This is a genomic window from uncultured Thiodictyon sp., from assembly GCF_903946935.1.
GTDB lineage: Bacteria > Pseudomonadota > Gammaproteobacteria > Chromatiales > Chromatiaceae > Thiodictyon.
This window is the reverse complement of record NZ_CAJAXH010000182.1, coordinates 1-5,332: the sequence shown is the minus strand read 5'-3', so window position 1 is coordinate 5,332 and position 5,332 is coordinate 1. Positions and strand designations below refer to the sequence as shown.

The window sequence follows — 5,332 nt, the reverse complement described above, 5'->3', positions numbered from 1 at the left end:
CATTTGAAGATTAAGTTGCAGGCCGCCTTACAGGCACTGCAACAGAATACTGATCGTGTGAAATCTTTCTTTTATCTGCCAGATACATTATATGCTGCATAATTAATAGTTAGTCGTGATAACTCATTAGGCCGCTATATTGCCCCTAATGAGCTGAATGTCTCGGTGCTGGTCGTCGGTGAGGTCCGCCGCGGCATCGAGCGTTTGAGGCGGCGCGATCCACAGCAGGCGACGAGACTGGAAGAGCGGTTGCGTCAATTACAATGCAGCATGACAGGGCGCATCCTACCGGTCTCTCTGGCCATCGCCGATCGCTGGGGTCGAATCAACGTGCCGAATCCATTTCCCGTCGTGGATGGTCTACTCGCCGCCACGGCGCTTGAGCATGATCTGATTCTGGTAACCCGCAATGTGCGCGATGTCGAGCGCAGCGGTGTGCGCCTGCTCAACCCTTTTGCCGATGAGGCGAGCGCGTGAGCTTTCATCGCGTTCCCATGCTCCGCGTGGAAATGCAGTCTTGGTCGCTCCAGCGGCCCGAACCCGCACGCGACGCCAGAGCGTCGGGACTTGCTCCCACGCTGGAGCGTGGGAGCGAGAGTTTTCTATGAGCTTCCCGCGCTATCCGAGCTATAAGGACTCCAGTGTGGAGTGGTTGGGGGATGTGCCGGCGCACTGGAAAGTGAAGCGGCTGCGATTCGTCGCGCTGCTGAACCCTTCCAAAGCAGAGATTGCAGGTCTGGATCGCGATACCGATGTGTCGTTCTTGCCGATGGAGGCCGTGGGCGATGACGGATCGATTAAACTTGATCGCATCCGCCCGATTAGGGAGGTTGAAACGGGCTACACCTATTTTCAGAATGGCGATGTAACCGTTGCGAAGATCACCCCTTGTTTCGAGAATGGCAAAGGGGCGGCGATGCGCGGACTGCAAAGTGGAATTGGATTTGGCACGACTGAATTGATCGTGGCCAGACCCATTACAACCGCGGTCACGAGCGACTACTTGGGCTGGCTGTTTCGCTCAACGCAATTCCGAAAGCGTGGCGAAGCGTCGATGTATGGAGCCGGAGGGCAGAAGCGGGTTCCTGATGATTTCGTGAGGGATTTTGCCGTTGCTTGTCCCGATCCAGATGAGCAAACGATCATCGCCATCTTCCTCGACCACGAAATCGCCAAGATCGACGCCCCGATGACCGAGCAGCGCACCCTGATCGAACTGCTGAAGGAGAAGCGCCAGGCAGTCATCTCCCACGCCGTGACAAAGGGCCTGAATCCGAATGCGTCGATGAAGGACTCCGGGGTGGAGTGGCTGGGTAAGGCGCCAGAGCATTGGGGCGTTAAGCCACTCAAGTATCTCGTCAATTTTCAGAGCGGAGGAACACCAAGGAAGGAGAACCTCGACTACTGGGATGGGGACATTCCCTGGGCGTCCGCCAAAGACCTCAAGGCCGAAGTTCTCGGGGACACAATTGACCACATCACCGAGAATGCAGTTCAGTCCGGTTCTGCTGAGCTTATGTCGGCCGGGTCGGTGCTCGTCGTGGTCCGCGGTATGATTCTTGCGCGGACGTTCCCGGTAGCGGTCGCGGCAGTTCCAATGGCGATCAACCAGGACCTAAAGGCTCTGGAATGCCATGATATGGTCGAACATCGATTCCTGGCGCGACTTCTGCAAGCCTCATCGGAAGAATCGCGGCGTAGAATCGACGAGGCTGGGCATGGCACGAATGCGCTACGCATGGAGGCATGGACTTCAATGGGGCTTCGCGTATTGCCATTGAAAGAGCAACTCGCCATTGTCGATTACATCGAGGAAGAAACCGCCAAACTCGACGCACTCACCTTAGAGGCCCAACAAGCCATCTCGCTACTCCAAGAACGCCGTACCGCCCTGATCTCCGCTGCCGTCACCGGTAAGATCGATGTGCGCGGATTGGCTCTTTACGCGGCTGAGCGTCCCGATGAACCTGAAAAGAAGAGTGATCACGCCAAGGCGCCAAGCTCGCCAAGGTTTTTCAATAGGCGATCGGCCTTCGGCGATTCACCCGGAGGGTGATCCGGATGCTGCCAAGCATCCAATGTCTTTCTTGGCGAGCTTGGCGCCTTGGCGTGACCAATTCCTGGACTTAGGATGAAGACGAACACCGGCCCCGAAACACCAGCGACCAAATTCCTGCGCAAGCACCAGGTGGTCTATTCCAGCCATTTTTATGCCTACGAAGCGCACGGCGGCACCAAGGTCTCGGCGCGTGAACTCGATGTCGACGAACATCAGGTGGTGAAGACGCTGGTCATGGAGGACGAGTCGGAGCGGCCGTTGATCGTGCTGATGCACGGCGATTGCAAGGTCTCGACCAAGGAACTGGCGCGGCAGATCGGCTGCAAGAAGGTCGAGCCCTGCAAGCCAGAGGTGGCAAACCGCCACACCGGCTTCCTGCTGGGCGGCACCAGCCCCTTCGGAACCAAGAAGGCGATGCCGGTCTATATCGAAAAGACCATCCTGGACTTGCAGCTGATCTATATCAACGGCGGCCGCCGCGGCTATCTGGTCGGCATCGATCCGCAGGACCTTCTGCGGTTGCTCTCCCCGGTGGTGGTCCAGGTGGTGCTGAAATGATGCCGCGGCCACACCTGGGGCGCATGACGGCCGGCTTGCTGTTTTGTATCTCTTGCCGCATGATCAACCGCACAATGCCTCCTGCACCCACGCGGCGATCATGGCCAGCATGAGCGCTAAAGAGTTCAAATCGATGAAGCTAACACGGGTCGAGATCGAGAATTTCCGTTGCTTCGAGCGGCTGAGCCTGTCGCTGGAGCCGGATGTTACCGCGGTGATTGGTGTCAACGCGGCGGGCAAGACGGCATTGTTGGATGCGATCGCGTTGGGCTTGCGGCCAGTGATCGAAGGCCCGTTAGATCGAATTAAAGCGAACACCGATCCAAAGAGTTTACCAGGGAAAGATCCCAGCGGGTTATTGCTGCGACCCACGGATGTGCGGATTGGCACCGAGGAAACCCAAGGGAGCAGAGGTAGGTTGCCCGAAGCAGCAATCGCAACCACGATGACTGGCAGCGACCCAAGAGATGCCACCAGGACTCTTAGCCTAGAGTGGCACCAAACAATGGGATACACTGTGCAGCTCGACATTGAATCCCGCGGAATTATCTTGGTGGAGCCCGTTGGCATCGCACCCGCGCCCGACGGCTTCTGGCTACCGGCTGGCGGCGATGCTCATGGTGCGCATATCGATATCCCAACCCTCGCCTTCTATCGCGACTCCCGGAATTGCCGGGGGCGGTCGCAACCGCAGGCGAATCCCGAGGCGATGGACCGGGATTCAGCCCTCAAGCGTGCATTCGATGCGGGCGCGGACTTCGAGGCCGCTCAGCACTGGTTCTACATGCGCGAGAACCAGGAGTTGCGCGCCGCACGGGAGCACGGGAACACGGCCTTCGAGTTCCCCGATCTCGCGACGATCCGTAAGGCCCTGAGCCTGATGCTGGACGGTATCGAGCGGGTCTATACGGACGACAACCCGCCCCGGCTCAAGGTGGACAAGAAGGGTGCAGCGGGACAAACGCTCACACTGGAACTCGCACAACTCAGCGCGGGCCAACGTAACCTGCTTGCCCTCACACTCGACTTTGCCCGCCGCCTGGCCCTGACCCATCCCGGTTGGGATCAACCGCTGGAGGCCCCCGGCATCCTGCTGATCGACGAGATTGAGCTGAACCTGCACCCCAAATGGCAGCAAAACGTCATCCCCCATCTGCGCCGGGTCTTCCCGGATACCCAGATCATCGTCGCGACCCATAGTCCGCAGGTGCTGTCCACGTTGGAGGCGCGGCAGATCCGGGTCCTGAAGGATCAACAGCTTTTCGCACCCAATGTGGAGACCTATGGCACCGACGCCGGGCGGGTCCAGCGGCTGGTGATGGACACGGACACCAGGCCGCCGGACAACCCGTATGCCCAGCAGGTGGACCTGCTGTTCGCCGAGATCGGCGATGGTCGCTTGGGGGCGGCGGAGCAGCTTCTGCAAGCGCTGGAGTCCGAGCGCGGCGGCGACGAGCCGAGCCTGATCGAGGCGCGGACCCTGATCGCAAACCGCAAGTGGGAGGCGGAGCTGGGTCTATGAAGCACTGCCGAAAGGAGCCGGGCGAACCGCAATGCCTCTCCGCATTCCGTGCCAAGAACCCAGCGGCGGAATGGGAGCGGGACTTCAGGGGAACTGGGGAGGGTCGGGCCTGTTACGAAACGTTGCGCTCAACGCTGCGTCAAGCCCCAACCGGTCTCTGTGCGTATTGCGAGATACGTCTGACGCCGGGCAACGAGCAGATCGCGCACTTTCACCCGAAGAGCGATCGCTCCAGCAATCACAATTGGGCACTGGACTGGGATAATCTCTGGATCGGGTGCCTGGGGGGCACGCGGGTCGCGGACCGCCAAATAGACAGCGACGGCAAGCCCAAATACCCATTGCCCGGGAACCGCAGTTGCGACGAGGCGACCACGGACAGCGTTCTCGATGGGGTCATCCTTAGGCCCGACGAGGTCCCGCCATTCCCCCGCCTGTTCCGTTTTCTACAATCCCCGGATCGCTTGGATATTGCACCGGACGCAGCTGCCTGTACCGCGGCAGGCATCCCGGTCGAGCGGGTCGAGGCGACCATCGAGAAACTGAACCTCAACTGCCGCCGGCTTGCCGAGGCCCGACTGCCGCTGCACCGACAGTTGGAATATGCGAAGAAGCGGCTACGCGAGTCCGGGGCCGACCCTGGTGCCGGTCTGCGCCGGCTGGCGGAAGCCCATTTGGCGATTGATCCCGACGGGTGCCGCAAGGCTTTCTTCACAGTCGCCCGCTGGTCTCTTCACCGATACGCCGAAGACCATTTGAGGGAGACGCAATTCTGTAGATGAATCTGGCGCTCCGATCACAGATCGGGGCTCAAGTTCCGCAGTAGACGGGAGATATCTGGTGACGACGCATAATGAGAGCGCCTTCGAGGACGACATCTGCGCCCACCTGGCCGCCCACGGCTGGCGCTATGAGCTGGGGGATGCGCAACGCTATGACCGCGCCCGCGCACTGTTCCCGCCGGACCTGATCGCCTGGATCGAGGCCACCCAGCCAGCCGCCTGGGCGTCATTGACCAAGACCCACGGCGCGGCCACCGAGACCGTCCTCCTGGTGTTAGCGGCTGTCAAAAGCCGCGTAAAAATGGCGAACTCACCTGCGGATCGCACACGTACCATGGATCGAAAGGCGGGCGCTTACGCAGGAGCGCCCGTACGTGACGGATCAGAACGGATCGAGAGGATCGCCGGGGT

Annotated in this window: 6 protein-coding genes and 1 pseudogene; all 7 read left to right on the top strand. The window is 60.1% G+C overall.

The window, feature by feature from the left end:
• Positions 1 to 105 precede the first annotated feature (105 nt).
• Positions 106 to 477, top strand: coding sequence for a type II toxin-antitoxin system VapC family toxin (locus QZX93_RS15680; protein ID WP_366760497.1), 372 nt, complete (start codon positions 106 to 108; stop codon positions 475 to 477).
• Positions 478 to 604: 127 nt separating this feature from the next.
• Positions 605 to 2,056 (top strand): restriction endonuclease subunit S, encoded by a 1,452-nt coding sequence (locus tag QZX93_RS15675; protein ID WP_295385159.1) that lies wholly within the window; start codon positions 605 to 607, stop codon positions 2,054 to 2,056.
• Positions 2,057 to 2,131: 75 nt separating this feature from the next.
• Positions 2,132 to 2,617: a Cys-tRNA(Pro) deacylase gene (gene ybaK, locus QZX93_RS15670; RefSeq protein ID WP_295385156.1), complete on the top strand. Its 486-nt coding sequence runs from the start codon at positions 2,132 to 2,134 to the stop codon at positions 2,615 to 2,617.
• Between the two features lie 100 nt (positions 2,618 to 2,717).
• Positions 2,718 to 2,834: pseudogene (locus tag QZX93_RS27400) on the top strand (hypothetical protein); the annotation flags it as partial.
• A gap of 336 nt (positions 2,835 to 3,170) precedes the next feature.
• Entirely contained in the window at positions 3,171 to 4,139 is a 969-nt protein-coding gene (locus tag QZX93_RS15660) for an AAA family ATPase (protein WP_295385162.1), read from the top strand.
• On the top strand, positions 4,136 to 4,921 hold the full coding sequence (locus QZX93_RS15655; protein ID WP_295385149.1) for a retron system putative HNH endonuclease: 786 nt from the start codon (positions 4,136 to 4,138) through the stop codon (positions 4,919 to 4,921). Before QZX93_RS15660 ends, QZX93_RS15655 begins: the two co-directional genes overlap by 4 nt.
• Before the next feature lie 58 nt (positions 4,922 to 4,979).
• A partial coding sequence (locus QZX93_RS15650; protein WP_295385146.1) for a hypothetical protein occupies positions 4,980 to 5,332 on the top strand: 353 nt, incomplete at its 3' end.

Coding starts and splice junctions, on each gene's coding strand:
- QZX93_RS15655 (WP_295385149.1), top strand. CDS start 4,136: ATGAAGCACTGCCGAAAGGAGCCGGGCGAACCGCAATGCCTCTCCGCA.
- QZX93_RS15675 (WP_295385159.1), top strand. CDS start 605: ATGAGCTTCCCGCGCTATCCGAGCTATAAGGACTCCAGTGTGGAGTGG.
- ybaK (WP_295385156.1), top strand. CDS start 2,132: ATGAAGACGAACACCGGCCCCGAAACACCAGCGACCAAATTCCTGCGC.